General features: G+C 39.7%; 24 protein-coding genes. 17 read left to right on the forward strand and 7 right to left on the reverse strand.

What is annotated here, in order from left to right; all coding sequences use genetic code 11:
• Positions 1–22 precede the first annotated feature (22 nt).
• Positions 23–157, reverse strand: a complete 135-nt coding sequence (locus tag H2672_RS02755; RefSeq protein ID WP_186668681.1) for a YqzM family protein — start codon at positions 155–157, stop codon at positions 23–25.
• A 163-nt stretch (positions 158–320) separates the two neighbouring features.
• Here H2672_RS02755 and holA point away from each other — a divergent pair, with 163 nt between their 5' ends.
• Positions 321–1,337, forward strand: a complete 1,017-nt coding sequence (holA, locus tag H2672_RS02760) for a DNA polymerase III subunit delta (protein WP_186668683.1) — start codon at positions 321–323, stop codon at positions 1,335–1,337.
• A 45-nt stretch (positions 1,338–1,382) separates the two neighbouring features.
• Here holA and rpsT read toward each other — a convergent pair whose 3' ends face one another.
• Positions 1,383–1,634 carry a 30S ribosomal protein S20 gene (gene rpsT / locus H2672_RS02765; protein ID WP_186668685.1) on the reverse strand — a complete coding sequence of 84 codons (252 nt, stop codon included), beginning with the start codon at positions 1,632–1,634 and terminating at the stop codon, positions 1,383–1,385.
• 350 nt (positions 1,635–1,984) lie between these two features.
• On the opposite strand from rpsT, the gene gpr reads away from it, so the two are divergent.
• From gpr to lepA, 3 genes are read left to right on the forward strand one after another with little or no spacing between them, the layout of a single operon-like run.
• On the forward strand, positions 1,985–3,028 hold the full coding sequence (gene gpr, locus H2672_RS02770; RefSeq protein ID WP_186668687.1) for a GPR endopeptidase: 1,044 nt from the start codon (positions 1,985–1,987) through the stop codon (positions 3,026–3,028).
• Between the two features lie 43 nt (positions 3,029–3,071).
• A complete protein-coding gene (gene spoIIP / locus H2672_RS02775; RefSeq protein ID WP_186668689.1) occupies positions 3,072–3,896 on the forward strand; it encodes a stage II sporulation protein P in 825 nt (274 codons plus the stop codon).
• A 55-nt stretch (positions 3,897–3,951) separates the two neighbouring features.
• The gene (gene lepA / locus H2672_RS02780) at positions 3,952–5,775 is read left to right on the forward strand and encodes a translation elongation factor 4 (protein WP_186668691.1); all 1,824 of its coding nucleotides are present in this window, start codon (positions 3,952–3,954) and stop codon (positions 5,773–5,775) included.
• Positions 5,776–6,448: 673 nt separating this feature from the next.
• Here lepA and norA read toward each other — a convergent pair.
• Complete coding sequence (gene norA, locus H2672_RS02785; RefSeq protein WP_186668693.1) at positions 6,449–7,612, reverse strand: multidrug efflux MFS transporter NorA; 1,164 nt, start codon at positions 7,610–7,612, stop codon at positions 6,449–6,451.
• 331 nt (positions 7,613–7,943) lie between these two features.
• On the opposite strand from norA, the gene hemW reads away from it, so the two are divergent.
• The 7 genes from hemW (at position 7,944) to H2672_RS02820 (ending at position 15,740) form a co-directional block, all read left to right on the forward strand.
• A complete protein-coding gene (hemW, locus tag H2672_RS02790) occupies positions 7,944–9,077 on the forward strand; it encodes a radical SAM family heme chaperone HemW (protein ID WP_186668696.1) in 1,134 nt (377 codons plus the stop codon).
• A gap of 95 nt (positions 9,078–9,172) precedes the next feature.
• The gene (hrcA, locus tag H2672_RS02795) at positions 9,173–10,222 is read left to right on the forward strand and encodes a heat-inducible transcriptional repressor HrcA (protein ID WP_186668698.1); all 1,050 of its coding nucleotides are present in this window, start codon (positions 9,173–9,175) and stop codon (positions 10,220–10,222) included.
• The gene (gene grpE, locus H2672_RS02800; RefSeq protein WP_186668700.1) at positions 10,222–10,800 is read left to right on the forward strand and encodes a nucleotide exchange factor GrpE; all 579 of its coding nucleotides are present in this window, start codon (positions 10,222–10,224) and stop codon (positions 10,798–10,800) included. The genes hrcA and grpE overlap by 1 nt, the downstream gene beginning before the upstream one ends.
• Before the next feature lie 35 nt (positions 10,801–10,835).
• Positions 10,836–12,662 carry a molecular chaperone DnaK gene (dnaK, locus tag H2672_RS02805; protein WP_186668702.1) on the forward strand — a complete coding sequence of 609 codons (1,827 nt, stop codon included), beginning with the start codon at positions 10,836–10,838 and terminating at the stop codon, positions 12,660–12,662.
• A 257-nt stretch (positions 12,663–12,919) separates the two neighbouring features.
• Positions 12,920–14,035 carry a molecular chaperone DnaJ gene (gene dnaJ / locus H2672_RS02810; RefSeq protein WP_186668704.1) on the forward strand — a complete coding sequence of 372 codons (1,116 nt, stop codon included), beginning with the start codon at positions 12,920–12,922 and terminating at the stop codon, positions 14,033–14,035.
• A gap of 15 nt (positions 14,036–14,050) precedes the next feature.
• Positions 14,051–14,995, forward strand: a complete 945-nt coding sequence (gene prmA / locus H2672_RS02815; protein ID WP_186668706.1) for a 50S ribosomal protein L11 methyltransferase — start codon at positions 14,051–14,053, stop codon at positions 14,993–14,995.
• Between the two features lie 4 nt (positions 14,996–14,999).
• Positions 15,000–15,740, forward strand: coding sequence for a 16S rRNA (uracil(1498)-N(3))-methyltransferase (locus H2672_RS02820; RefSeq protein WP_186668708.1), 741 nt, complete (start codon positions 15,000–15,002; stop codon positions 15,738–15,740).
• A gap of 135 nt (positions 15,741–15,875) precedes the next feature.
• On the opposite strand, the gene H2672_RS02825 is transcribed toward H2672_RS02820, so the two are convergent.
• From H2672_RS02825 to H2672_RS02835, 3 genes are all read right to left on the reverse strand, one after another.
• Entirely contained in the window at positions 15,876–17,786 is a 1,911-nt protein-coding gene (locus H2672_RS02825; protein ID WP_186668710.1) for a recombinase family protein, read from the reverse strand.
• 227 nt (positions 17,787–18,013) lie between these two features.
• Positions 18,014–18,517, reverse strand: a complete 504-nt coding sequence (locus tag H2672_RS02830) for an ImmA/IrrE family metallo-endopeptidase (protein ID WP_186668712.1) — start codon at positions 18,515–18,517, stop codon at positions 18,014–18,016.
• 112 nt (positions 18,518–18,629) lie between these two features.
• Entirely contained in the window at positions 18,630–18,983 is a 354-nt protein-coding gene (locus tag H2672_RS02835) for a helix-turn-helix domain-containing protein (RefSeq protein WP_186668714.1), read from the reverse strand.
• 172 nt (positions 18,984–19,155) lie between these two features.
• Between H2672_RS02835 and H2672_RS02840 the strand changes: the two genes are divergently transcribed.
• The 4 genes from H2672_RS02840 (at position 19,156) to recD2 (ending at position 22,995) form a co-directional block, all read left to right on the forward strand.
• A complete protein-coding gene (locus H2672_RS02840; RefSeq protein WP_186668716.1) occupies positions 19,156–19,356 on the forward strand; it encodes a helix-turn-helix domain-containing protein in 201 nt (66 codons plus the stop codon).
• Positions 19,357–19,564: 208 nt separating this feature from the next.
• On the forward strand, positions 19,565–19,732 hold the full coding sequence (locus tag H2672_RS02845; RefSeq protein ID WP_186668718.1) for a hypothetical protein: 168 nt from the start codon (positions 19,565–19,567) through the stop codon (positions 19,730–19,732).
• A 117-nt stretch (positions 19,733–19,849) separates the two neighbouring features.
• Positions 19,850–20,779, forward strand: a complete 930-nt coding sequence (locus H2672_RS02850) for a transcription termination/antitermination NusG family protein (protein ID WP_186668720.1) — start codon at positions 19,850–19,852, stop codon at positions 20,777–20,779.
• A complete protein-coding gene (recD2, locus tag H2672_RS02855) occupies positions 20,776–22,995 on the forward strand; it encodes an SF1B family DNA helicase RecD2 (RefSeq protein ID WP_186668722.1) in 2,220 nt (739 codons plus the stop codon). Before H2672_RS02850 ends, recD2 begins: the two co-directional genes overlap by 4 nt.
• A 572-nt stretch (positions 22,996–23,567) precedes the next feature.
• On the opposite strand, the gene H2672_RS02860 is transcribed toward recD2, so the two are convergent.
• On the reverse strand, positions 23,568–23,768 hold the full coding sequence (locus tag H2672_RS02860; RefSeq protein ID WP_186668724.1) for a hypothetical protein: 201 nt from the start codon (positions 23,766–23,768) through the stop codon (positions 23,568–23,570).
• Positions 23,769–24,478: 710 nt separating this feature from the next.
• On the opposite strand from H2672_RS02860, the gene H2672_RS02865 reads away from it, so the two are divergent.
• Both H2672_RS02865 and H2672_RS02870 read left to right on the forward strand, forming a co-directional pair.
• Positions 24,479–25,126: a MarR family transcriptional regulator gene (locus H2672_RS02865; RefSeq protein WP_186668726.1), complete on the forward strand. Its 648-nt coding sequence runs from the start codon at positions 24,479–24,481 to the stop codon at positions 25,124–25,126.
• 777 nt (positions 25,127–25,903) lie between these two features.
• On the forward strand, positions 25,904–26,299 hold the full coding sequence (locus H2672_RS02870) for a hypothetical protein (protein ID WP_186668728.1): 396 nt from the start codon (positions 25,904–25,906) through the stop codon (positions 26,297–26,299).
• The last annotated feature ends 574 nt before the right edge of the window (positions 26,300–26,873 follow it).

A 26,873-nucleotide genomic window follows, 5' to 3' on the forward strand; every position in this document is an offset into this window, starting at 1 on the left:
TGTCCGTTTTTTTAAAAACATATTAGCCAGCGACTACGTCGATTATTGTAGCAATAACAAAAATAGCTGAGAATGCTACGAAAGCGACTATAAAGCCGATTCCTGAATCGATTAAATCATTACGTTTGGACTGTACATCGTGTTCAAACTCATTCATTGCTACACCTCCTGATTCCATTATAGTATAGATGATTCCGTAGCAAAAATCCATAGCAATCAACTTTTTAAACATGTCTGGCTGGAACTGACACAATTTGTCCATACAGTCGTTTTACAATACTGTATAATTGGAATGTACTAAATCGAAAGAGGTGGATAATGTGGCGAATGCAATATGGAAGAAAATAGCCGCAGGGGAAATCGATCCGGTCTACTTATTGACTGGTCTCGAACAACATCTATTCGACTCCACAATTACTCGGCTGAAAAAAGCATTACCTGATATTGATGCTGCATCAGTCATTCGGTTTGACTTGGACGAGACTCCTGTAGAGGTGGTCATTGAAGAGGCAGATACACTACCATTCCTCGAAGACCGTAAATTGATTATAGCTGGAAACGCATCATTTTTAAAAGCGTCGGATAAAACCCGAGAAAAAGTGACACATAATTTGGAGATGTTGGAAGCATGGCTGGCAAATCCGTCACCGACAGCAACGGTTGTATTTATAGCACCTTATGAAAAACTGGATGCACGAAAACGGATTACCAAAATAATTAAAGAACATGCGACTGTCATTGAATCAAAACGACTGCAAGGGAAGGATCTGTTCACATGGATTCAGCAGGAAGCGGGCGCAAATGGGTCACGAATTGGATCCGCTGACGCAGAGTTTCTTGTGAAAATGGCTGGGGATGACTTGCTTACTTTATCATCTGAAATTGGGAAAATGGCTACATATTTGAATGGTTTTGGGGACATCACGGCAGATGTGATTGAGTCGCTCGTACCACGGACACCAGAAATGGATGTCTTCCGATTAACGGATGCCTACGTTTCTGGAAAAGTGTCGAACACTGTAGCCATTTACCATGACTTATTACGTAACGGTGAGGAACCAATCATGTTGACCTCATTAATTGCGAGTCAGGTAAGGCTCATGGTACACGTGGGTTTACTTCATAAAAAAGGATACCAGCAACATCAAATTGCAAAAACGTTAAGCGTCCATCCGTACCGTGTGAAATTGATGATGGAGAATAGAAGTCTGCCTAGTTCTGAGCGTTTACTATTGATTTTAAGTAAACTCGCGGCCATTGACTATAAATTGAAATCATCAAGTGGAAAAAGGGAACGAATTCTGGAGTTGTTCTTTATGGAGCCTTTAAGGAAATAAAAAAAAGGCCGTCCGATAATCGGGCGGCCTTTCTTAGATTAAAAATTAAAGTGCTTTTTTAGTAAGACGTGCTTTTTGACGTGATGCAGTGTTTTTATGGATTAGGCCTTTACGTGCAGCTGTATCCATTTTTTTGATCGCATCTCTTAGTAGGCCAGTAGCGTTTTCGTCTTTAGCGTCAAGAGCAGTTTCAGCTTTACGTACAGCAGTACGCATCGCATGCTTTGTATTCGAGTTTTGCTCGTTCGCAGCAGCGCTTTGTTTTACGCGTTTGATTGCAGATTTAATGTTTGGCATTTCATTCACCTCCAATTTCAGGTAAGGCAAGAGTGTTTCCACGAAGTTTAGGATATCACTTTCACAACAAGCATTATTTTATCAAATCAAGCGCCAGATTGCAAGAACAAAAGCGCAAGCACCTGTTCAGCGCCGCCAAGTATTAGACGTGAAATCCCCATGTTAGAAAATATCCACAAGTCAAGAGATTTATAAATTCCCTGGCGACTAGAAAATTTAAGGAGTGGTGGCCTAATTTCCTGGCGTTCTGCCGGCCTCTGAACATATAGCCGCTGGATACTGGATAATTAATCAAAGAACAAAGAATATTTCCTAGTCACATCGCACAAACTTAAAGGTGAGGTGATTGTATGGAGAAGTATGATTTTTATCGAACGGATCTTCTAGATGAGAGTGAAGAAATGGTCCGTCACCGAACGGCAAATGAAAAAAACAGGTTACAAGAATCGGATGGGGTTTCGTTTGGTGAAAAAAGATTAGGTCGGGTCATCGTGACTTCTGTAAAAGTCGATGCGCAAGGTGAGGAAAAAATCGGGAAGAAGCAAGGAACCTATATTACGCTGACTGTCCCAGCACTAACAGCGGATGATAGGGAAGGGCTTGCAGATATGGCGCGTGTGTTAATTGAAAAACTGGATGAGATCCTTGTGGATATCACAACGCTCAATACGGGAAAGATTCTTTTGATAGGTCTTGGCAATCGTGACATCACCCCCGATGCTGTAGGCCCGCTGACGATGGACAGGCTGCGTGATATTGTTCCTGACTATTATTCCGAAGAGGGCAGCGAAGTATTCGTCTATGCGCCCGGTGTGACGATTCAGACGGGTTTGGAAACAGCGGACTTTGTAAAAGCTCTTGTTACTGAAATAAAACCAGACCTACTTATCGTCATCGATGCACTTGCGGCAAGAGATAGCTCCAGGTTATGCCGAACGATACAGTTGACGGATACGGGTATCCATCCAGGCTCAGGCGTAGGCAATAGCCGAAAAGAAATATCGAAAGAGGTACTTGGAATACCTGTAATCGCAATCGGAATTCCGACTGTAGTTGACGGTCCTGTACTTATAGCGGATGCCATCAATTCAATGTTTGGTTATATTGCTTCGAAAATTGAGGAGAAGGACAGCCCTTCATCGCGCCTTTCAGTCACTCCCTGGCTGCATACTGAAAATAAAGATGCTGACCGAGCCAACCTGCTACCGATTTTTGGCGATTGGGCGACGTGGCCACACGAAGATCGTATCCAGTTGTTTGAAGAAGTGTTAACGAACCATGAATTACGGACATTCGTTTCTCCGAAAGAGATTGATTCGTGGGTTTCTCTTTATGCGGAAACACTTGCCGATTCATTGACGAACTGGATTTCGACTATAAAAAACAGTCATTAACTCGTGTTCCAACGCATATAGTTGGAACACGGAGGGATGCCATTTGAAAAAAACACTGCAAATATGGGGCACACTTATCTTATTTCTCTTCCTGTTTCCAATGCTTATAACAACATTTCCAAAGGGACAGTCGGCGAAATCTTCTAATCTCGTGAAAGAGTCTACTTACATGGTATACGCCGCGAATATTTTGGAAGAGGAAACAGTGCCAGAGACAATAATAGAACCAGCACTAGAGCCAGCTTTAGTAACTGAAGGGAAAGCGCTACTCTATTTTACACATTTCCACGAAGCCTTTAAACCGGTGACACAAGCGAAAGAAGGTAAAGTCACTGTATCCCACCAGACTGAAAACATTACAAAGTTTGGCGAAAAATTAAAAACGCAACTGCAATTCAATGGAATTGAAACGGATATGTTAGCTGTAGAAGTGCCCCATACCGGTGCCTATAATGCGATTAGACCACATGTCAAAAAAAAAATGCAGGAAAAAAAGTATGATTTGATAATCGATCTTCATAGGGATTCCGCTGGCCCGGATATAACAACTATTGCGTTCAATGATGAACAATATGCGAAAGTAGCATTTGTTATAGGCATGGAACACCAAAATTTTGAACGTAATCGAGCAAATGCAGTGCTACTGAAAAATGAAATGGAACTGCTTGTGCCTGGAATTACACGAAATCTAGTCATGAAGCATGGAGCAAACGTCGATGGGAAGTACAATCAGGACCTTGATCCGTCTCTTCTTGTCGTGGAGCTTGGAGGAATCGGGAACACTGAAGATCAACTAAATCGAACAATTACTGTCTTAGCAAAGGCGGCTGCAACTGTCATTGAAAATTCAAATCGCGCCGAATATTGAAGTATGCGCAGTTCACTGCTATAATTCATATAGCTAAAATAGGAGTGAACTGACTATGAATCATGAACAGAGAGCAGCACGTCAAAAGAATATCCGGAACTTTTCCATCATCGCTCATATCGATCACGGGAAATCAACATTGGCGGATCGTATTCTAGAACAAACCCAAACGTTAACAGCAAGAGAAATGAAGACGCAAACGTTGGATTCGATGGATCTTGAAAGGGAACGCGGAATCACAATTAAATTGAATGCGGTGCAGTTGACGTATGCAGCTAAAGACGGGCAGGAATATACATTCCACCTGATCGATACGCCAGGACACGTCGACTTTACATACGAAGTGTCTCGAAGCCTTGCAGCTTGTGAAGGTGCAATCCTTGTTGTCGATGCGGCACAGGGAATCGAAGCGCAAACGCTGGCAAACGTTTATTTGGCAATCGATAATGAACTTGAAATTTTACCGGTTATCAATAAAATCGATTTACCTGCAGCAGACCCAGAACGTGTGAGAAAAGAAATTGAAGATGTTATCGGACTGGATGCATCAGAAGCAGTCCTTGCATCTGCAAAAGCGGGTATTGGAATCATAGATATCTTGGAACAGATTGTTGAGAAGGTTCCTGCTCCACAAGGGGATCCAGATGCTCCGCTTCAAGCGCTAATTTTCGACTCGCACTATGACCCGTACAAAGGGGTTATTGTTAATATCCGCATTATGCAAGGTTCGGTGAAGCCGGGCGATATGATTCATATGATGGCGACTGGTAAAAATTTCGAAGTTCTTGAAACAGGCGTTTTCACACCAAAAATATCGCCCCGAGATGAATTGACTGTCGGAGACGTAGGCTATTTATCCGCTTCGATTAAGAATGTTGGAGATACACGAGTTGGGGACACGATTACAAGCGTGAAAAACCCTGCAAGTGAACCACTAGCTGGTTATCGACGAATGAATCCAATGGTGTTCTGTGGACTATACCCAATCGATACATCGAAATACAATGACCTGCGTGACGCACTTGAAAAGTTAGAGTTGAATGACTCTGCACTTGAATACGAGGCAGAGACATCACAAGCCCTTGGTTTCGGTTATCGTTGCGGATTCCTAGGCTTATTGCATATGGAAATTATCCAGGAACGTATTGAACGTGAATTCAATATCGACTTGATAACAACAGCGCCAAGTGTTATTTACAATGTAGTTCTAACTGATGGTACTGAAATGAAAGTGGACAACCCTGCAATGATGCCGGATGCACAAAAAGTCGATTATGTTGAAGAACCATATGTAAAAGCATCTATTATGGTGCCTAACGAATATGTCGGTTCTGTTATGGAGCTGTGCCAGCAAAAACGCGGGAACTTCATGACAATGGATTACCTAGATTCAACACGCGTCAATATCATTTATGAACTGCCTCTTGCAGAAATCGTTTATGACTTCTTTGACCAATTGAAATCAGGTACAAAAGGGTATGCATCACTTGACTATGAACTGATTGGCTACAAACAATCGAAACTCGTCAAAATGGACATCCTCTTGAATGGCGAGCACGTCGATGCATTCAGCTTCATCGTCCACAAAGACTTCTCATACGAGCGCGGAAAAGCGATCGTTGAAAAGTTACGTAAACTAATCCCAAGACAACAGTTTGAAGTACCTGTACAGGCTGCCATCGGACAAAAAATTGTTGCACGTTCGACAATCAAGTCAATGGGTAAAAACGTTCTTGCTAAATGTTACGGAGGAGATATCTCCCGTAAACGTAAACTTCTTGATAAACAAAAAGAAGGTAAAAAACGTATGAAACAAGTAGGATCAGTTGAAGTACCTCAAGAAGCATTTATGGCTGTCTTGAAGATGGATGAGGATTAAAGGCTGCAGATATGGGGTTTGTGATTGTTGCAAATCTTGTACTCAGGATTGGATTTAGTATAAAAAGCACCGTATTTAAGCTTGTTTTCATAAGCTTAATACGGTGCTTTTTAATTTGTCAAATTGTCCTATAGAGTGAGCTACAAAGCTGATACAGACAATTAATCACGCTTTTTCGATTGAGTCAAGACACATGCCCCTTTACAATAACAATTAACAAGTGCTAAAAATAAAATACTCCCTTGTACCAGACTGTTCGTCCAATCATTGCTCGTACTCGTCCATATACTACGTAGAAGGCTGGCCAGCTTTAAAGAACAGCAAAGGGGGGATAGGGTATGTGTTTTGAAAATCGGAATCGGAATCGTCGGGTAGAGTTAGTCTGTAAGTGTCGGGAAGTAAGGTCTGAACGCGACATTGATAATAGACGTCATTGTAATCGCGACATTGATAATAGAAATCGTTGTAATCGCGACCGCGACGAAAGAGGTCGTTGTAATGAGAATCGTCGTAGACGTTGTAATTTTTGTAATTTTGGCTGGTAATCGTATTGGAATTTAAAAGAGGAAAATGAAAAAATCGCAATGCTTGCGGTAACTATGAAATTAAAGGCGACCATTCCATTCTGGAATAATCGCCTTTTTTCGTTTATTTCTTCCAAAAGAAAATCAATTTATAATGTTATATGCTTTGGCTTCTTCCAAAACAGTGCAATAATCGTACCGATTGCTAATACGATTGCGGCAAAATAGTAGGGATAGTTTAAGTTAACATCGAATAACACACCACCGATAATCGGGCCGAAAATATTACCAATACTTGTGAAGGTTGAGTTCATACCGCCGATAAAGCCTTGTTCATTGCCCGCAATTTTAGATAAATACGATGTAATGGCTGGACGAATTAGATCGAATCCAACAAACAGGAAGAATGTTGTCAGTAATATTGTGAAGTATGAGCTCACGAAGGTCATCAATAGGACAAGAATCGCTGATAAGGCTAAGCTGTAGCGAATAAGATTAATTTCACCAATGCTTTTAGATAAGCGATCAAACAACAATAGTTGCGCAAGAGCACCTACAATTCCGCTACCCGTAATGACGATGGCGATATCTTTTGGAGTAAAGCCGAATTTATGGTCGACGAATAAGCTGAAAAACGATTCAAACGCTGCGAGGCCAAACGACAATACGAAAATTAAGATGAACGCAATTGCATACATCGGAATGAAAAGACGACGAAAGCCTGTTTTTTGTCCTGGGATAGGCGCTTCTTCAGCTACGCGTTCGGGTTCTGTTAAGAGAATAAGTGAAAGAATCGCAGCAACCGCTCCGAGTACACCTGCCGAATAAAAGGGTACTCGTGTGCCAATCTCAGCTAAAAACCCACCAATCCCGGGTCCTATAATAAAGCCTGTGCTAATAGCGGCGGACATATAGCCAATGGCTTTTGGTCTAGTGGCGTTTGTGGTAATATCTGCGATAAAGGCTGTTACAGCAGGCATAATAAATGCTGCACTGACCCCACCGAGCATGCGTGAGATAAATAATACCTCAACTGTTTTACCAAATCCGAACAAAAACTCTGAGAAACCGAATACAAACAGGCCGAGCACGATCATAATTTTACGACCGTATTTATCAGCCCATCTACCGGCAAACGGTGAGACGATAAGTTGTGTAATCGCAAATGCCGCCATCATATAGCCGACAACCGTACCGTTAATGTTTAGCTCGTTCATGATTGTAGGGAGGACGGGAATAACAAGCCCGATACCAAGAAAGGCGATAAATAAATTCATTAGTAAAATGGCTAATGTGACTTTTTGATTTTTCAAAAAAAAACTCCTTTACATTTTAATTGTTATAAACCACTTCTTTCAATTGATTTTATTAAGCTTACAATTGATAACTATAATATGTTGAAGAAATGAGTAGTCGTTAACAGGATTTAAGCTTTGTGCGATACACCATAATGCTGTATGATACAAGTTAGTACATCCAATTAGCAAGAAGTATTTATTGCTGTCTTGGAGATGGACGAGGATTAATTAATAAATGAAGAAGGGGGCGTCGAGCCCTCTTTTTTCCATGTATAGACTCTAACGCCTAGAAATTCGGGGTCATAAGCCTTGAACAAGGTGTTAATTAAAGGAAGGAAGTGACGGTATGAGGGGTATGTATATCCACATTCCGTTTTGCCATCAAATTTGTCATTACTGTGATTTTAATAAAGTGTTTTTCAAAAATCAGCCTGTCGATGAGTATATCGAATCAATGGGTCAGGAATTGGCTATTATGCGGCAGGAAGGTATTTCATTCAAAGAAGTGGAAACGGTTTTCTTAGGAGGCGGCACACCGACTTCACTGTCTGAAAAACAGCTTGAACGGTTGCTTGAGATTATCCATGAATATGTAGATGTCAGTTCATTGAAAGAGTTTTCGACGGAAGCAAATCCGGACGAGCTAACATACGGCAAATTGATCGTCCTGAAAAATGGCGGCGTGGATCGATTGAGCATCGGTGTTCAGTCATTCGACGCGGACTTATTGAAGAAAATTGGTAGAACGCATAGTCCAGACGATGCTGCACGTGTTGTTGGAGAAGCGAGAAAAGCTGGATTTGATAACCTAAGTATTGATTTGATTTACGGGTTGCCGGGGCAAACAATTGCACAATGGCAGGATACTCTTGATAAAGCACTTGCCCTCGATCTTCCCCATTATTCAGGGTACTCGCTTATTGTTGAGCCAAAAACGGTCTTTTATAATTTGATGAATAAAGGCAAGTTGCCGCTCCCGGGTGAAGACATCGAAACGGAAATGTTTACGATGTTGATTGAACAAATGGAAAGTAAAGGACGCAAGCGTTACGAAATTAGTAATTTTGCAACTCCAGGTCACGAATCAATTCATAATCTCATCTATTGGGAAAATGCCACGTACGCTGGTGTTGGTGCAGGTGCACATGGCTATGTAGATGGCATCCGGTATTCGAACATCGGACCGATTGCGAAATATATGGAGAAAACGGCATTGGGCGAACGACCTGTCCAACAGACACATCTAGTGACAGAAACGGAAGCGATGGAAGAGGAAATGTTCCTTGGACTCCGTAAATCAAATGGCGTATCCCTCTCTTTATTCCAAGAGAAGTTCGGACAGTCGCTTGAAGAGGTTTACGGGGAAACATTGCACTCGCTTATCAAAGACGGGCTTGTCGAGCGATTGGATGATACGGTTAAGTTAACGCACCGTGGTGTTTATAGAGGAAACGATGTATTTCAGCAATTTCTTAACTAATTCTGAGTCAATTCGTTGACACTTCGATCTGCATTTGTTAAATTATCAGTAGTATTAGCACTCGCGGTTATAGAGTGCTAACAGGAGTGATGACTATGTTGACGAACAGACAATTGCTTATATTGCAACTGACGGTTGACGATTTCATCGAATCCGCACAACCCGTCGGATCGAGGCAGCTATCCAAAAAGCCGGAAGCCCCATTTAGTCCAGCGACAATACGGAACGAAATGGCTGACCTAGAAGAGATGGGTTATCTTGAAAAGACCCACTCTTCATCCGGCAGAATACCATCTGAAAAAGGGTACAGGTTTTATGTAGATAATTTATTAACAAAAGAAAAGTTGAACACAGAAGACAGCATTCACCTGCGCTCGGTTTTTCGGGAAAAAATTGTGGAGACTGAAGAGTTAATACGAAAGTCGGCCACAATATTGTCCGATTTGACAAATTATACTTCGATTCTCCTTGGACCCGATACATCGTTGCATGCAGTGAAGCGTTTTTCAATCGTTCCATTAGATGAGAAGACGGCTGTCGCTATTATTGTCACGGACAATGGACGTGTTGAGAATAGGCTCTTCAATGTACCGGAAGGCTTTACAGCGTCTGATATTGAAAAAATGGTTAACATCCTGAACGAGCGGCTTATTGGCACTCCGCTTGTCCATATTCAGAAGATACTTGCTCAGGAGACGAAAACGGTGTTGGAACGTCATATTCATCATGCAGGCGACTTGATTGCTTCATTCCAACGGGCGATTTTAATCGAACCGCAGGAACGGCTGTTTTTTGGTGGTAAAATGAACATGATGAAGCAACCCGAATTCAATGATATCCACAAGATGAAAACAATTTTTGAATTAATGGACAAGGGCGCACCAGCAATGACGTTTTTTCAGGAAGGTATAACAGGTATTCATGTCCGCATCGGTTCTGAAAACAATCACAATGCGATGGAAGATTGTAGTGTGATTACAGCGACATATTCGGCCGGCGACAATATGACGGGTTCCATCGCAATCATCGGACCAAAACGGATGGATTATGCAAGAGTCATCACCATGCTTGATTTAATGAGCAGTGATTTGTCCAGAGAGTTGGCGAGGCTGACAATCGGCGGAACAGCAGGGAGGAACGACTAATGACAACTGTAAACGATGAATTTAAAGAGAATGAAGAAGCAGTAGTAATTGAAACGCCCGATAATACAGACGACATAATCGAATCAGGTGAAAATACCGAGGAGAATGAAATCGTTGAAAACGGGGAAGACACGATTGTGCAAGAACTGACTGACAAGCTACAAGAAGAAGAGAATAAGCGGTTTAGACTTCTTGCAGATTATGAAAACTTCAAGAGACGTGCTTCGCTTGATAAAGAAGCGCTACAGAAGTATCGCGCACAGAATGTCGTGACGAATCTAATACCAGTTCTTGATAACTTTGCACGGGCACTTACTGTGGAAGCAAAAACTGAAGAGGCTCAAACGATGATGACGGGATTAGATATGATTTACCGTACATTCGTTCAAGCTCTTGAAGATGAAGGTCTCGTTGAAATTCAAGCCTTGGATCAGGAGTTTGATCCGAACTTCCATCAGGCAATTATGACGGGTTCAGATGAAGATAAACCATCGGGCATCGTACTTGAACAAATGCAAGCTGGTTATATGTTGAAAGATCGTGTATTGCGACCAGCAATGGTTAAAGTAAACGAATAAAAAATGTAACATATATATATAGGAGGAATTTGATTATGAGTAAAATTATCGGTATTGACTTAGGGACAACAAACTCAGTAGTAGCAATTTATGAAGGCGGAGAGCCGAAAGTTATTCCAAATCCAGAAGGTAACCGTACAACTCCATCCGTTGTTGCATTCAAGAACGGCGAACGTCAAGTAGGGGAAGTAGCAAAACGCCAATCAATCACAAACCCAAACACAATCATGTCTGTAAAACGTCATATGGGATCTGACTTTAAAGTGAAAGCGGAAGACACTGAATATACACCACAAGAAGTTTCTGCAATGATTCTTCAGTATTTGAAGGGCTATGCAGAAGAGTACCTAGGAGAAAAAGTAACGAAAGCAGTTATTACAGTTCCTGCTTACTTCAGTGATGCACAGCGTCAAGCAACACAAGATGCTGGTAGAATTGCAGGCCTTGAAGTAGAACGTATCATCAACGAGCCAACTGCGGCTGCACTTGCATACGGTCTTGACAAAACGGATGAAGACGAAACGATTCTTGTTTATGACCTTGGTGGCGGTACGTTCGACGTATCAATCCTAGAACTTGGCGACGGAGTATTCCAAGTTAAATCAACAGCGGGTGATAACAAGCTTGGCGGAGACGACTTTGATGATGTTATCATCGACTTCCTTGTTCAAGAATTCAAAAAAGACAACGGCATTGACTTGTCGAAAGATAAAATGGCAATGCAACGTTTGAAAGATGCTGCTGAAAAAGCGAAAAAAGACCTTTCAGGCGTAACAACTTCACAAATCTCATTGCCGTTCATTACAGCTGGCGATGCAGGTCCGCTTCACTTGGAAATTTCACTTTCACGTGCGAAATTCGATGAATTGACTGCTCACCTTGTTGAACGTTCAATGGTACCAACTCGTCAGGCAATGAAAGATGCTGGCCTTACTGCATCTGAAATCGACAAAGTAATTCTTGTTGGTGGATCGACTCGTATTCCTGCAGTCCAAGAAGCAATCAAAAAAGAAACAGGTAAAGAGCCATATAAAGGCGTTAACCCGGATGAAGTAGTTGCACTTGGTGCGGCTGTTCAAGGATCAATCTTAAGCGGAGACGTTACAGACGTTGTACTTCTAGACGTAACACCTCTTTCACTAGGTATTGAAACAATGGGTAACGTGTTCACTAAACTAATCGAACGTAACACGACAATCCCGACTAGCAAATCACAAGTATTCTCAACGGCGGCAGATAGCCAGCCAGCTGTTGATATTCATGTATTGCAAGGGGAGCGTCCAATGTCTGTGGACAACAAAACGCTTGGTCGTTTCCAATTGACGGACATTCCGCCAGCACCACGTGGTGTTCCACAAATCGAAGTAACATTCGATATCGATAAAAACGGTATTGTTACGGTTAAAGCGAAAGATCTTGGAACACAAAAAGAGCATAATATTACAATCCAAGCAAGCTCAGGTCTAACTGACGAAGAAATTGAACGCATGGTGAAAGATGCTGAAGCAAATGCTGAAGCGGACCAAAAGCGTAAAGAAGAAGCAGACTTGAAAAACGAAGCTGACCAACTTGTATTCATGGCTGAAAAGACATTGAAAGATCTTGAAGGAAAAGTTTCAGAAGAAGAAGTGAAAAGTGTCGAAGAAGCAAAAGAAGAGTTGAAAACTGCGCTTGAAGCTGCTGATTTTGACGAAATCCGTACTAAAAAAGACAAGTTGAATGAAATTATCCAACAAATGACTATGAAAATGTACGAACAGGCAGCAGCTGAATCTGCTGAAGGCGCTGAAAACGCAGGCGAACCTAAAGACGACGATGTCGTCGACGCAGATTTTGAAGAAGTAATCGACGAGAAAAAGTAAATAAGAATGATCGTTGACGGAAAAGTCAAAGTCCGATATTCCGGCTTTGGCTTTTCCGATTTTTATTAGGTGATCTTGATTTCAGCACCTAGCCCCTAGGCCAACACGAAGTTGGTTATGCAGTCTAGCTGATAAAGGCAAATAACGCTTTTATCTTCAAGTCTTTCAGCGCTTTTCAGGGCTGATCAGGCGCTTACGCTTTTCAGTTCTTAATGGTACAATAGGCAATATCCAAAGTATTTCGGGAGAGTGAAGTAATGAGTAAAAGAGATTATTATGACGTGCTTGGTATAGCGAAATCGGCTTCAAAAGATGAAATCAGGAAAGCGTATCGTTCGCTTTCGAAAAAATTCCATCCAGACTTGAACAAAGCAGATGATGCAGTTGATAAATTTAAAGAAGTGACTGAAGCATTTGAAATACTGAGCGATGATTCGAAAAAAGCCAATTACGACCAATTCGGGCATACCAATCCGAACCAAGGATTTGGTGGTGGTGGAGGAGCTGACGGATTCGGCTTCGATGATATATTCAGTTCATTTTTCGGAGGAAATACACGACGACGCGATCCGAATGCCCCTAGAAAAGGCGACGATTTACAGTATTCGATGAACATTGATTTCATGGAAGCTGTTTTCGGGAAGGAAACGGAAGTTGAAATACCGAGAGAGGAAGACTGCGATACTTGTGATGGTTCAGGCGCTAAAAAGGGGACCAAACCTACGACATGTACACATTGTGGTGGTTCGGGACAAATCAGCGTTACGCAAAACACACCACTTGGCCAAATGGTCAATCGTCGAGCGTGTCAGCATTGTCGAGGAACTGGTAAAATAATTCCTGAGAAATGTTCAACTTGTCACGGCGCAGGTAAAGTAACCAAAAGGAAGAAAATTAAAGTAACGATTCCTGAGGGGGTCGATGATGGTCAACAACTTCGTGTATCAGGACAGGGAGAACCAGGTCATAAAGGTGGACCTTCGGGCGATTTATATATCGTATTCCGCGTCAAGGCGCATGAGAAATTTATCCGTGAAGACGACGACATCTATTTGGAACTTAACCTAACCTTCCCCCAAGCTTCACTTGGTGATGAAATCGAAGTGCCGACTGTGCAAGGCAATGTGAACTTGAAAATTCCGGCAGGCACGCAAACAGGAACGCGATTCCGCTTAAAAGGCAAAGGAGTTAAAAACGTCCATGGCCGAGGAATTGGAGATCAGCACGTTGTAGTGAAAGTGTTGACGCCTAAGAAAATGACAGAAAAACAGAAAGAACTGATGCGTGAATTTGCTGCAATTAGCGGAGATTCACTCGATGAGTATTCAAGTTCACTGTTCGATAAAATCAAACGGTCAATTAAAGGCGACTGAAAGGGATGAATTCATTTGAAATGGTCGGAAATATCTATTCATACGACGCATGAAGCAACTGAAGCAGTAGCGAATATTTTACACGAAGCTGGTGCAAGTGGAGTCGTTATCGAAGATTCAGCAGAACCAAATCGAGTCCACGAAGACCGGTTCGGTGAAATATGGGCACTTGACAAGAACGATTTCCCAGTGGATGGCGTTATCTTAAAAGCCTATTTACCAGTCAATAGTTTTCTAATTGAAACGGTGAAAGATATAGGTCAGTCAATCAGCGGCTTATCGGAATTTGGAATAGATGCAGGGGAAAATGCCATTCAAACAAATGAAGTCGATGAAGAAGATTGGGCAACTGCCTGGAAAAAGTACTATCATCCTGTCAAAATTTCAGGTCGCTTTACAATTGTACCGACCTGGGAAGAATATAAACCTGTCGAATCAGATGAATTGATTATCGAACTAGATCCTGGGATGGCATTTGGAACGGGAACACATCCTACAACGGTTATGTGTCTACAAGCGCTTGAGAAATACGTCAAGCCGGGAGACACAGTTGTAGACGTGGGAACAGGTTCTGGTGTGTTATCTATCGGGGCGGCACTTCTAGGTGCTTCACGTGTCCATGCACTTGATTTGGATCAGGTTGCAGTTGTAGCTGCACAAGAAAACATTGAGCTGAATCATGTTGAAGAAACGGTAGAAGTGAAGCATGGCAATCTTCTAGACTCTGTAAAAGAGCCCGCGGACATCATCATCGCAAATATCCTGGCAGAAGTGATCATGTCCTTTTCACAAGATGCGTATTCAATTTTACCGGAGAATGGCCTGTTTATTGTTTCGGGAATCATTGGCCAAAAACGCGATTTAGTTAAAGACGATCTGATTAGCAAAGGATTTGAGATTGTCGAATCTGTTCTTATGGAAGACTGGGTTGCTATCATCGCTAAAAAAAGGAGCGTGTAACGAATTGCAACGTTATTTTCTGCAAACTCCTTTTGATGAAGACGGAAACGCACTAATTACTGGTGATGACGGTAAACATATCGTGCGTGTCATGCGGATGACTGTTGATGATGACATTATTGCTGTTACTAATGGTGAAGCCTTCGTTTCCCAAATTACAGTGATTTTACCTGACGGCGTCGTAATCCATCGCAAAGAAGAACCACTTCAGTCAAACGAAATGCCTGTTAAAGTAACAGTAGCTTGTGGTCTGCCAAAAGGTGATAAACTCGATTTAATCGTTCAAAAAGGAACGGAACTCGGTATGGCAGGGATTTTTCCATTTCAAGCCGAGAGATCTATAGTTAAATGGGATGACAAAAAAGGTGACAAAAAAGTTGAACGGCTTCGCAAAATTGCCAAAGAGGCTGCGGAGCAATGTCATCGCACAGTTATCCCGGAAGTAAGGAATCCATTCTCTGTTAAGCAATTAATCGCTGAATCAGAAAAATTTGATGTCCTTCTGTTTGCTGATGAAGAAGACGCGAAAAGTGGAGATCCACATAAAATTGCGGATCGTCTAAAAAATGTCTTACCTGGTCAAACGGTACTTGCTGTATTCGGACCTGAGGGCGGGCTGTCGAGGACAGAAGCCGAAACCCTACGTTCTGCAGGATTTTTACCCATAGCATTAGGTCCGCGCATATTGCGGACGGAAACGGCTCCTTTGTATTTATTGTCCACAATGTCTTACGAATTTGAATGAAAGTGGTGAGCAGTTGTGTCTTCGGTCGCATTCCATACGTTGGGCTGTGCGGTAGTAAACTTAAATATGATTGCGTCGGAAGCCTGTGGCAGTAAGGGTTAAGGCGCTTGGCAAAAACCACTTAAAATTAACATTTTAAGTGGTTTTTTCATTGTAACGATAGAGCGTCATTGTAGATTGACCTGTTTTTACGACAAGCCTACGCTCGATTAATTCGGCCAATAGTTTATAAACTCCATCGCGAGAAATGTTGGTAGCCTTTTGCAAATTGACTCGAGAAGTTGGTCCGTTTACCTTCAAGTGTTGCAGCATAGCTCCCTCATAATCCCTGTACTGCATCCTGGCTGGTGCAGTAGATTGACTTTGCAAAAGAGACCTATACGCAAATGTGTGCGTGATACCGTTTTTAAAAGTAATGGATTGCACACGCTTATCCAAAACAATGATATTATCAATTATCGTGTGAACAAAATCAGATAATGCCTCGCGGCCGACTATATCCGATAGGGCTCGATGATCTACGTGGCGAGCTTGCTGCATCTCTTTGGTTATTAAAAAATGTTGAGCGTTATCAACGAATACCTCGCTTGTTGTATCGCCATCTTTTTGTTGTAAAGAATTAATCTCAGTTTCGATTTCTTCCAATTGCTCCTGAAGATCACGCTTCTTAAAAATATAATCCTTCTGACTGATACCGTCCTCTCCGAATAAGTATAAGTCTTCCAAACGAGATAAAGCAGTTCCGTATTTTTTCGCTTCTCTTTGCAATCGCTCGGCTTCTAAGTTAGGCATAATTATTTCATCATCCGTGACCAAAAAGTATTCTTGATCAGGCATACCGTTCGTAAGCGCAAAATACGTTTCTTTTAATGCGGCGTCATCTACACCCACTACATCAATAAAAGTATTCCCGCGCAAAAGTGCACGCTCCATGTCACGCGTTGAATGTTTTGGCGTCATTCTCTCTTGTAAGCGAATCAAGTTAGAAACGTAGTTAAAGATAAATGGTCCAATAATAATATCGCTCACGTAGTTGCTACATCGCTTCGTGCCACCGGAGGTAATGCAAGTGTAGCGAGATGGACGATACCCGTCTTTTCGTGCTGAGTCTAGTCCAGACGTGAGTAGCGCGTTACATTTACCGCAGTAGATCATTTTTGAAAAGATGTGTTTGTGAATATCAGCACGTTGCACATCCGTTAACCCTCGATAATTATCTGACAGCAGCTGATTGACGCGTTTGGACTGCTCCTTGTCGATGATTGCTGGGTGATTATCTTCCACTACTACCCATTCGTCTTTATTTTTCAGGCGTCTACTGCCACCACTCTCACGCATGTTGTAACGATATGTACCGATATAAAACAGATTTCTTAGAATATCGCGGATCGTTTTTGCCGTCCACCGACCACCACGCTTGGTATTAATCCCCTCATCGTTCAAGCGATACGCAACCTTTAACGTCGATCGTAAAGATTCGTACAAATTATAAACGTATTGTACAACTTTTGCTTCCTCTGGATCAATGGCTGGGAATTTTATTTCATCTGACCATACGTAACCAAGGGGCACAGTCGCACCGTTCCACAGGCCCTTTTCCGCACGCGAGAGCATGATTGCAAATACACGTTCAGCAGTTATTTTTCGTTCGAGTTCGGCAAACACCAGAATGATTTTCAACATTGCTTCACCCATTGCACTAGAAGTGTCAAATTGTTCATTCCTTGAAACGAAAGTCACTTTGTAGTCCTTCAATTCCTCGTACATTTCAGAAAAGTCTTTAAGGTTTCGAGAAATCCTATCAATCTTATAGACGATCATATGCGTAAACTCACCATCGCGTATGCGCTTCATCATTTTTTGGTACTCTGGCCTGTCTGTATTCTTTGCGGAGTAACCCGCGTCTTCGAATATTTCAAAGTCCTTTATACCAAGCACGTATTTCGCATAATTTTCAAGCTCCTGACGTTGAAACGGCAAAGAATCTTTGTCGATTTGGTGCAGGGTACTTACGCGGACATATAACGCTGCTTTTTTCAATTTCATTTCAAATTCTCCTTTACAATAAATTTTAAGTATCTGCGATGTCATATGATTTTAAGACATTAGGATAGTTTAGGAAACAACCGTTCTTATAATGGCATGGAAATACACGGCGGGGGGAAGCCCCCAATGGATATGTGCTCCATTGTGATTGATAAGGTTGAAGGAGGTTGATTTTTTACTTGGGGAATATCCAACCATTTTTACACTTTCCCTTAAATTAAATGACTTTATAACCTATCCAAATAAAAAACTTCTTGATTCAGTAACCACTTTTCCAATCTAGCATCTGCAAAAGTAGGTTCAACATTGAATAAAGTTGCAATAAATCCAACAGCTTCGCATCTAAGTCTTGGTAACTCTATATGATTCAACATAAACGTTGGAATGCAGAAGTGGAATGCAAATTGCTCTGCCTGCCATTCCTGATACTCCCGGAAAGGCTTGTTCATTGACCACTGATATCCTTCATGGCGCAAGATATGAGCCAGTTCATGAGCAAAGTCTTGCCAAATTGCCTGTTTAGATTGGTTTTCATTTAAAAAGATCCGATAAACTCCACCTAAATTATTTGCTTCACTTGGTTCATCAAAGTAATAAACTTTTATTTTTAACATGGTAGAAAGATCTTCGATAAGATTGACATGATAAATCTGTGATGGCTCTAATATCTTTAGAGAATCATAAATCGAAAAAACCTTTTCTTCTAATGAAGATAGATATGATGTTTTCAAATTTAATTCAACACCTTTACATTTTAGGGAATATATGTTCGCAAGTTGTTTATAATAATACCCTATCTTGAATAAAAAGATAGGGTTAGTAACTCATATTTTAAAAGGTGTTTCATTTGTCCTCATTTTTAATAATATCCCACATTTTTCTCAACTTTTGTAAGTCTTCCTCATCAGAGTTGGGTAATTCGGAATACCAACGTTTTAAATCGGGATCGGAAATAGCCTTTTGGAATGCCTCTTCATCCTTATTCATGGGAGAAGAGTTTTCAGTGCGTCCAAGAAGGAAATCAGTTGAAACATTATAAAGATCCGCTAACTTCTTTAATGTCTCTGTATCAGGATCTCGATAATCTCTTTCATAGTTCGATAATACAGCATTGGTAATACCGACTTTCTTCGCTACTTCTACTTGTGACCAATTTCTTTTTTCTCTTTCCTTTTTTAAGTGAAAGCCTAAACTCATATGATCACCATTTCCATTTTACTTTTCTATAAGTAATTATACCCTAACTCAACGTAAAGTTAAGTCTTTTCAACCAAGAGTTTAATATATACTTGACAATAAACGTAAAGTTGAATAAGGTTAGAATATAAATTAAACTTTACGTTGAATATGAAGTTTGGGTGGTGAATAAATGACAAGGTCCGTAAATGAGAAACTCAGGTTTATCCGGAAGGAGTTAAATTTAAATCAATCAGTTATCGCAGAGAATCTTAGCATTACGATACAATCTTACAGCATGAAGGAAAGGGGGCAACGACCAATTACTACTGCTGAATTAGAAGTAATTGCAAAACAATTAAAAGTACCTGTTGCTATTTTTTTTGAAGATTGATTCAACGTAAAGTTTATAATAATGAAATTAAAATTAAAATTGAGGTGAATCATTATGGTACAACAACTTTCAGTCAATCTTACAATTCCCATTTCCAACAGTTGAAAAATATTGTGTTGGTCACAATAGCTTTCAAGTGTATTACGAAAACGGCGACAAATGGTGTTAAACAAAGAACCCAATAAGGGCGGGAAGGATGGGGAAGCTGATGAAGCAGGAAGAGCTTCAAAAGATCTGGAAAGCATTGTCTAAATATGGAATCCATACAGAAGAAGAACTGAATACAGCGATTAAACAGATGAAGCCCCTCAATATTGGATGCATGGTTTCACCGGTAAAGAAATTTGGAAATGAAAAAACTGTGATGGTAAAGTGAATCTTTTTTAACGAGAGGGAGGGCACAATATTCGACAGTGGCAGTTGTAAGACTAGGACAGGCAGAATAGGGACAAATCGCTCAATTAGTGGATTAATAGAAGGGAGATAGGTAGAAATGGCTTACTTTGTAGTTCAGGTTCGTAGCGGAGCGGAAATTGAAGTGAAAGAGATGTTGAATACTGTTTTGAGTAGAGCAGGGGATTCAATGGTTAAAACCATTTATGCAATGGAAACATTCACAGAAATCATTCGTGAAAACAATACTGCTGTTGATCTTTCTGGGTTAAACACAAATGACATTTCTGAACACTTGTATGTAAAGAGAATTCAAGCAGGTTTGAACAATCTTCGCATCGCTTGCGACAAACTGAAAGAATACAATGATGCCAATTCTCTTGCCTTGCTTGAAACATACAAAGACAGCATCCGTGAACTTTCCAAAGACTTGAGGAAAGTTCGAAAGAATACGAAGAAAATAAGTAGCGTAATTAGCGGATATATTTTAGTAGAGTTAAATGTAGATTTTTATTACTTCCCAGATAATTTATGGCACTTAGTAAAATCGGTGCCTAACGTAACAGGAATTCCAAGTAAGTACAATGTTCCACAAGAAGAAATCGATGCTTTCTTCCAACAGGTAGATATTACACCAGAAGTGGAAATGCAATTTGAAGAAATTCTATCAAGTGAAGAGTTTGTTGAAGCAAGAAACGAAATCCTGCATGAAGCGAATAAAGTAGTTGGTACTGTTGAAGAAAAAGTTTTACTCGAAAAAATTGATATTATTGCAACTAAAGTTGTTGATTCTGTAAATGAAATGAAAAATGAAATTAATTCCTCTAACCCAGTTATTAGAAACGTAGAACGATGTAAAGCGTTTATTCGTCGTAAACGTCAAACAGTAGTGATGCCTATGGATTTATTCTTGACTCTTTATAATGATATTGAAGTACAAAACCTTATCCCAGCCCAAAGTTCTTTTGCATTTCTTAAACGCTTTAGATCCATATTGTATAGAGACGATAAAATGGTGAGTTTGGAATGAATGAATTCATTGGAATAGTTGTAAAGGTTCTTTATAGAAATGAGGATTTTCTGATTGCTAAATTGCAAACGGATAATGAAGAACTCACAATTAAAGGAAGCATTTACGGGGTAAATAAAGGTGAAGAAGTAAAGGTTCGTGGGACATGGGAAAATCATATGGAATTTGGGAAACAGTTTGTTGTAGAGTTTTGGGAAAGGCCGATTCCGCAAACGAAAGATCAAGTGATTGCATTCCTAGCATCGCCTCTAATAAAGGGATGTGGGCCGAAACAGTCAGTGGTCATTGCTGAAAAGTTGGGTGAAGACGCTTTGATGTTAATTAGCCAACAAGGTGAGGCAAGTTTACAAGGGATTAAAGGAATCGGGAAGAAACGCGCTAGTATCATTGTAGAAAGCGTCAGGTCTACGTTTGAGGTACAGAAAATAATTTCGGAACTACTTGTATTCGGCATATCCGCTCGTATGGCGATGCGGCTGTATAAAGAATATGAGTCTAATACGGTAACAGTTGTTACAGAAAATCCATATAAGCTAACAGAGTTAAACCTGATAGGGTTCTTAAAGGCTGATGAAATTGCTCAAAAGATCGGTATATCACCCTTATCAGGATACCGCATTGATGCTTGTGTGAACTATGTTCTAAAAGAAACATGCTTCAATTCAGGCCATTGTTATGTGATGGAAGAAAGTCTGCTTGCAGAAGCTGCACGTGCATTAAACCATAATACGATTGAAGAGAACAAAGTTTCGATGGATGAATTAGCACAAAGTATTTACCGTTTAGAAGAGAATCATATCGTTATTGAAGACAATTGCGTTTACCCAAAGTTTTTATTCACATATGAAGACAGGTTAGCTCGGAAACTTTCAGAAATGAAGGGTTCTCGGGATGGCGTAGCATTGCCTTCGTTAGAAAAACGGATAACCAACTATCAAAAGAAGCAGGGAATCATCCTAGCTGAGAAGCAACGTGATGCGATTAGGCGGTTATTTGAGGAACAGATGTTAATACTCACTGGTGGTCCTGGAACAGGTAAGACAACCGTTATACGTGCCATGATTGACATGTATAAAGAGTTGCATCCAGAATTGATTATATGCTTAGCGGCCCCGACTGGAAAGGCGAGTAGACAATTGTCAGAAGTAGCTGGACATGACGCATCTACAATCCATAGGCTCATTGGGTATCAGCAAGGTGAAATACCTACCTATAATTGGCAAGATAAACTTTCTTGCGATTTGTTAGTCGTTGATGAAATGTCGATGGTGGATGTTCAGTTAGCAAGTTTACTGATAGATGCACTTGAAAATGATACGAAAATTCTCTTTGTAGGTGACACGGATCAATTGCCATCGGTTAATCCGGGTAATGTTCTTAGCGACATGATTCAGTCGGGATTACCAGCAGTGGCTCTTACAGAAGTATTTAGACAAGCGCAAGAAAGCCAAATCATAAGTAATGCTCATAGGGTTAATCAAGGTAAATCACTTCTTATCGATAGCGATAAAGGTGATTTTTATTTTATTCATCAAGAAGATCCAAAACGAATCGCAGACTATATTGTAAGAAGTGCTTTACGTTTTCAAGAATTAGGTCATCCCATATCGGATATTTTGATTTTAAGTCCCATGAAAAAGGGACCTGTTGGAACAATTGTATTGAATGATCAGTTGAGAGATGCTTTAAATCCTGCTGACTCGACCAAAAATGAATGGAAGATAGGCAAAAACCTTTTCAGGCTGGGTGATAAAGTTATTCAAATTAAAAATAATCAATCTAAAGGCGTTTTTAATGGCGATATTGGTGTGATTACTAAAATTTCAAAAGAAGTAATTGAAAATAGTGAGACCGTTGAGAAAATGACATGTGATTTCATGGGAATAAAAGTATCATACGAAAAAAGCGAAACCAAAGAATTAGAATTAGGTTACGCAATCACAATTCACAAATCGCAAGGCGGTGAAGCACCTATTGTCATAATCCCTGCTACCACAAGCCACTACGTTATGTTGGCGCGGAATTTAATGTATACAGGAATGACTAGGGCAAAAGAAAGAATCGTTTTGATTGGTACAGAAAAAGCGATGGAGATTTCCATAAGAAATAATAAACTGACAAAAAGAAACAGCGGCTTATCAAATCGTATCACCTCGTATACTCTATTGGAATTGGGAGATGATAAAATTAAACAAACGGGCCAGACTGCAGAATGAGGTGGTTAGATAATGTTATCAAACTTTACTGTAGCAGGTTCTATCGTCGTGATTGCTGCCCTGGCTAATGTACTTTTTATGTTGTATATGTTGATATTCTATATTAGAGAATTTGGAAAAAAATGATTCTACAAACGGGCACGATTGCCTAATAAGTCTAATTTGAAAAAACCGATTCCTAACGTTTGTAAGGGAATCGGTTTTTTGCTGTAAGTTACTTATCGTTGTAAATCCGCATTTCTCTGACTGTACCCCTTACAGGTGCGGCAGTTTTCCTTAGAGATTTAGTCCATCATACAGTGGACAGTGTAATAGACATGAGTAAGAATGGTAAAACGAAAAATGATGACGATAAAAAAGAGCGAGCCAATTATTGGTTCACTCTTTTTGTGGTGGGCTCTGTTAAAGGTTAGTGGAAATTATTGTAGGATTAGGTGTTTATTAAATAGTCCATACGGTAATACTGTCGAAATATTACATGATGACTGTAATATAAACCACTGATTGAATCAGTGGTTTTTTATTTTATGGATTCGGTCGCAGAACGGGCTTGTATACGATACTTATGTATATCATTTCATAAGTGATCCTTGATTATACAGGTCTGTCAATGAGATACCTTTTTTTGTGGCAATTTGTTTAATTAGATCTATTTCATGGTACATAGCATTAGTTAAAATTCCATTCTCTATGTTTTTGTTTATATGATAATAAAATCCTGCTAACATTTCTAACGGTAATCTATCGTATAAAGAAACTCCTTCATCATCCATTAACAACACCCACCCTTTTGAAAGAGTATACAGGACTTTTAAACCATTGTGAATCAATTTTTAAAGTTGTGTCGAAAGGGCTTTACCGTGTTTCATCTCCAGATTTGTAGACTCAACGGTCTACTTTCTAAACCCCATCGATTCGATCGCTGAACGGGCTTATTGGAAGTTTTTTCAACACGTTTTTTTCACCTGATTTTTCTCCAATTTGGATATGCTAATATCTAAAGGAGATGTAGTAATGGACGGTGCTTTAAAAATAATATCCCTAGTTATTTTTTTAGTTGTGTTATTAGTTTCTACTATTGCGACGATAGCATATTTTTCTTAGGATAATTAAAAAACGAAGGGCTGTTATTTTTCCCTTCGTTTTTTAACTCTACTGTTCCCCAAACATCCGAAACAAGATGGATTTCTGAGTGGGTTTGTCTCCTCCATACACACTAGGTTGACATAACGCTACTTATAAGAGTTTATTTACTGCTTTTAATACCTTTTGAAAGTCGTCAGAGACACAAGGAAAAGCAGGATCTTTTTTTTCCTCCCCCTCCAAGTTTTCCATCAAAAATCATTTCAATCTTTAATACAAGTTTATGAGAAATTGAGAAGTCTTTTAAAAAAGGGATTTTATTATGTATCAATAGACTATACCGAATATAACAACCGATTCAGTACGGGCAATGCAAGCGGTGAGAGGGGGTGATATAGAAATGGACATGCAGAACGCTTTAGAAGCAGCAGAGAAGCATGCTAGACTTCGCGATGGTGAGAAGTTAGTTGATGTAGCTGCTGTCGCAATAGAAGAACAGAAAGCGAATGTGCAAGGTTACGCTCTTTACAAGTTGAAAAATAAAAACAAGGCATTATTTGTTCAAACAATTCAAGAAAACCTCGATGTGCTTATCAGGAAAGAATTCCTGACAAATGCAGAATTAGGTTTTCTTTTTTCATTGATGCCGTTGGTCCAACTACATTCAAATGGCATTACCGATAGAGAATCCGGACAATTTATGACAGTCTCAGAAATTGCAAAGTATTTAAATCGTGATCGAACAGGAATTAGTGCAACAATCCAAAGTCTTTTAGTAAAAGGAATATTATTTGAACTTGTAGATTCACAAGAGATTAAGGAACATAAAAGAAGCGTTACTCGAAGACCATTATTTATGAATCCCGAAATTATTTATGCCGGAGATCGAAATAGAATAAATGCTACATTATCAAAATTGGTTATCGAATTTGATAAACTGGAAAGAAAGAAGGCATTGCTTTCCTGGAAGTTATGGATAAAAAATGGAGAAGAGTTCGGAAGGTTGTATAGCAGGAAAAGTTATTTGGAATTCAAAAAACTGAAATGAGTTAGCGAGGTGTCGAGAAAATACGACACCCATTATTGTTGATTTATATAGAATTTCAACACTTCTTTTAGAGGGTGTCGAAAAAAATCTACACCTTCTATGCGCATATTAAAGGGATTAATATGAAAAAGGGGTGTCGAAAAAATTCTACACATGTGTAGATAAATCTCTACACGTAAAAGTCTGTGTAAACGTTGTTGTGAAAGGGTTTTGGGGGAATTTCAGGAAGACTCTCTATCTCACTCTTAAATATACAACTGCCATACTAGAATTTCCACCTGTATCTTGAGCGAAAAGTTCGGAGGAAAGTAGTTGTAATTTAAAGCGTATGATATGTCAGTATGTTTTATAAAAGATTGCAAACCCTATTATTTTGCAGTAGTTTTGGAAATAGAAATTGGAACGAATTAAAACCTGGGCTGAAAAAAAGTGAGGGATCGCGATGTCTGCTCTTATAGCTCTTCAATTATTCAGCCCCTGTTTTAACGCATTCAACGCCATGATCCAAATTTATTATAGTGAATATTTATGTGAATCAAACCCGTTCAGTTGAGTGGAATAAAAGTTTAAGTAACGATTCAATTACATGAACCTGGAATACTTTTCCTTTTTCGGAAGGTTTTTTTGGTATCTTTGCTATAATGATATTGAGTATTAAAAAAGTTCTTGAAGTTCAACAATCGGGCCAAATTCTGTAGCAAGTAGACCTTATGACATTGCCTTATTTCGTGTTTAAGGAAAGTAAATCTGAAAATTTTTCTTAGGAGGTTGGATTAAGTGAACAATTCTTCAAATGAAATGAAGCTTATCGTTCCAAAGGGATGTGACAATGCTCCAAGGAAACAAATAGTTATTGATTTTACAGTAGCTATATTAAAACAGCAAAATGAAATCATTAAGGAATTTGCGGATGAAGCTATCATTTGGTATCAGTTAAAAGATAATAAAAAAATAGAGGGTCTGAGTTCATTCATTACTATTTTACAAAAAAAAAATATAGTCATCGTTGACTGCCTGGAAATTTATCAAGTGATAACTCACGGGAAGTTCGCTTCAATAAATGGTGTAATTTCATTAGCTAATGGAACAAAAATTGATTTCTGCGATGTATATATGTTTAGTAACACTGCAAAGTCTGGAAAGGTAATGGAAATAAAATCATATAGACTATAATACTTAGACTAAAAGTTCCGATGTTAAATAATAGGGTGCAATTCTGGAATAAGGATTTGCACCCGTTCAACAATAGGGCCAGATAATGGAATTAAATTATATGAAAACTTGACCAAGCAAGGAATGTTTTAAATAGCTATGAGCAAGCATTCGAGGGGGGAAGTATGAAATTCATAGGGAGCTTTTGCACCATATTGGGAATAATTTTAAGCTTGATTGGTTTATATTATACCCTTGGCGGAACGGACTCAATTTATTTTAAATATGCATTTGGAATAGGAATCATCTTGTTTGGCTTTGGTATTCTACTCGAAGGGCTAGGCAGAAGGAATTCATGAAAATGGATGTATATGTTCAGCACAAGGGTGCGTTTGTTTAGGAAGCACGATAAAATAATAACCAAAAAACGCTGATTATTTTCAGTGTTTTTTTGTTGCAAAAATCCCATGTTTCACTCTTCAATTTTCCTTAAGTAGTATTTCGTACAACACAACTGAACGGCATATGCGAATCGTAACCACTTTTGTATCTGTCAAAAGCAATCGAAATATTTCGGTTGTTTTTAAGAGGAACA

Source organism: Sporosarcina sp. BP05 (genome assembly GCF_014282005.1).
Lineage (GTDB): Bacteria > Bacillota > Bacilli > Bacillales_A > Planococcaceae > Sporosarcina.

Coding starts and splice junctions, on each gene's coding strand:
- H2672_RS02845 (WP_186668718.1), top strand. CDS start 19,565: ATGAAGCAGGAAGAGCTTCAAAAGATCTGGAAAGCATTGTCTAAATAT.
- H2672_RS02825 (WP_186668710.1), bottom strand. CDS start 17,786: ATGAAATTGAAAAAAGCAGCGTTATATGTCCGCGTAAGTACCCTGCAC.
- dnaJ (WP_186668704.1), top strand. CDS start 12,920: ATGAGTAAAAGAGATTATTATGACGTGCTTGGTATAGCGAAATCGGCT.
- gpr (WP_186668687.1), top strand. CDS start 1,985: ATGGAGAAGTATGATTTTTATCGAACGGATCTTCTAGATGAGAGTGAA.
- H2672_RS02840 (WP_186668716.1), top strand. CDS start 19,156: ATGACAAGGTCCGTAAATGAGAAACTCAGGTTTATCCGGAAGGAGTTA.
- H2672_RS02860 (WP_186668724.1), bottom strand. CDS start 23,768: ATGGATGATGAAGGAGTTTCTTTATACGATAGATTACCGTTAGAAATG.
- dnaK (WP_186668702.1), top strand. CDS start 10,836: ATGAGTAAAATTATCGGTATTGACTTAGGGACAACAAACTCAGTAGTA.
- hemW (WP_186668696.1), top strand. CDS start 7,944: ATGAGGGGTATGTATATCCACATTCCGTTTTGCCATCAAATTTGTCAT.
- H2672_RS02755 (WP_186668681.1), bottom strand. CDS start 157: ATGAATGAGTTTGAACACGATGTACAGTCCAAACGTAATGATTTAATC.
- lepA (WP_186668691.1), top strand. CDS start 3,952: ATGAATCATGAACAGAGAGCAGCACGTCAAAAGAATATCCGGAACTTT.
- H2672_RS02850 (WP_186668720.1), top strand. CDS start 19,850: ATGGCTTACTTTGTAGTTCAGGTTCGTAGCGGAGCGGAAATTGAAGTG.
- grpE (WP_186668700.1), top strand. CDS start 10,222: ATGACAACTGTAAACGATGAATTTAAAGAGAATGAAGAAGCAGTAGTA.
- recD2 (WP_186668722.1), top strand. CDS start 20,776: ATGAATGAATTCATTGGAATAGTTGTAAAGGTTCTTTATAGAAATGAG.
- H2672_RS02865 (WP_186668726.1), top strand. CDS start 24,479: ATGGACATGCAGAACGCTTTAGAAGCAGCAGAGAAGCATGCTAGACTT.
- H2672_RS02835 (WP_186668714.1), bottom strand. CDS start 18,983: ATGAGTTTAGGCTTTCACTTAAAAAAGGAAAGAGAAAAAAGAAATTGG.
- rpsT (WP_186668685.1), bottom strand. CDS start 1,634: ATGCCAAACATTAAATCTGCAATCAAACGCGTAAAACAAAGCGCTGCT.
- hrcA (WP_186668698.1), top strand. CDS start 9,173: ATGTTGACGAACAGACAATTGCTTATATTGCAACTGACGGTTGACGAT.